The organism is Variovorax sp. 01T439_2 (assembly GCF_056398445.1).
Genome location: NZ_JBFTPJ010001105.1, coordinates 1 through 1,735, shown reverse-complemented (window position 1 = coordinate 1,735; position 1,735 = coordinate 1). Strand labels below are relative to the sequence as shown.

General features: G+C 71.0%; 1 protein-coding gene. It reads left to right on the top strand.

Annotation, left to right across the window (positions count from 1 at the left end; genetic code table 11):
• A partial coding sequence (recG, locus tag AC1DOC_RS32440) for an ATP-dependent DNA helicase RecG (protein ID WP_478131417.1) occupies window positions 1-1,735 on the top strand: 1,735 nt, incomplete at both ends.

Sequence of the window (1,735 nt, the reverse complement as noted above, 5' to 3'; positions counted from 1 at the left end):
TGCGACGGCGACATGGCGCAGGTCGAGGGCGTGGTGACCGAATGCGAGGTAGTGTTCCGCCCGCGCCGGCAGCTGATTGCGACCATCGACGACGGCAGCGACACCTGCCAGCTGCGCTTCTTCAATTTCTACCCCTCGCAGCAGAAGCAGCTGGCCGTCGGCGCGCGCGTGCGCGTGCGGGGCGAGATGCGCGGCGGCTTCGTCGGGCGGCAGATGATGCATCCCACCGTCAAGGCGGCCGGCACGGCATTGCCGCAGGCACTGACGCCGGTCTACTCGACCATTGCCGGGCTGCCGCAGCCGGTGCTCCGGCGCGAGGTGCGCTCGGGCCTGGCTCGCGCGGTGCTCGACGAGACGATCCCCGTGCAGATCGGATGGCGCGGCGCCTGGGACCTGCGCAGTTCGCTGACCTTCCTGCACTACCCGACACCCGACGTGGCCATGGCCACGCTCGAAGACCACAGCCATCCGGCATGGCAGCGCATCAAGGCGGAAGAGCTGCTCGCGCAGCAGCTCTCGCAATTGCAGGCGCGGCTGGAGCGCGCGGCGCAGCGGGCGCCAATGCTGCCTTCCTCGGCCGAGCCGCAGGCGAGCTCGCTGCATGCGCAACTGCTCGCGGTGCTGCCCTTCGGCCTGACCGGCGCGCAGCAGCGCGTGGGCGAGGAAATCACGCGCGACCTCGGCCGCGAGATCCCGATGCACCGGCTGCTGCAGGGCGACGTGGGCTCGGGCAAGACCGTGGTGGCGGCGCTCGCGGCGGCGCGCTGCATCGATGCGGGCTTCCAGTGCGCGCTGATGGCGCCGACCGAAATCCTCGCGGCCCAGCACTTCGGCAAGCTGGTCGGCTGGCTCGATCCACTGCTGGCCGAGCGCGGCCTGCGCGTGGCCTGGCTCACCGGCAGCCAGAAGAAGAAGGAGCGCGACGCAATGTCGGCCGCGGTCGAGAGCGGCGAGGCGGCCTTGGTCATTGGCACCCATGCCGTGATCTCGGAGAAGGTGCGCTTCAAGAACCTCGCATTGGCGATCATCGACGAGCAGCACCGCTTCGGCGTGGCGCAGCGCCTGGCCCTGCGCGGCAAGGCCGTGCGCCACCTCGAGCCGCACCTGCTGATGATGAGCGCCACCCCGATCCCGCGCACGCTGGCGATGAGCTACTACGCCGACCTGGACGTTTCCACGCTCGACGAGCTGCCGCCGGGCCGCACGCCCATCGTCACCAAGCTGGTGGCCGACCACCGGCGCGAGGAGGTGATCGACCGCATCCAGGCGCAGATCGCGCAGGGCCGGCAGGTCTACTGGGTCTGCCCGCTGATCGAGGAGAGCGAAGCGGTCGACCTGCGCAACGCCACCGAGACGCGCGACGAGCTGGCCGATGCGCTTGGCGCGGCCGTTAACGTCGGGCTGCTGCATTCGCGCATGCCCACGGCCGAGAAGCAGGCGGTGATGGCCGCCTTCACGGCCAACGAGATCCAGGTGCTGGTGAGCACCACCGTGATCGAGGTGGGCGTGGACGTGCCGAACGCCTCGCTGATGGTGATCGAGCATGCCGAGCGCTTCGGGCTCTCGCAGCTGCACCAGCTGCGCGGCCGCGTGGGCCGCGGCGCCGCGGCCTCGGCCTGCGTGCTGCTCTACGCGCCGGGCGACAGCGGCCGCGTCGGCGAGGCGGCCCGCGCCCGGCTCGAGGCCATGGCCGAAACCAGCGATGGTTTCGAGATCGCGCGGCGCGACCTCGAGA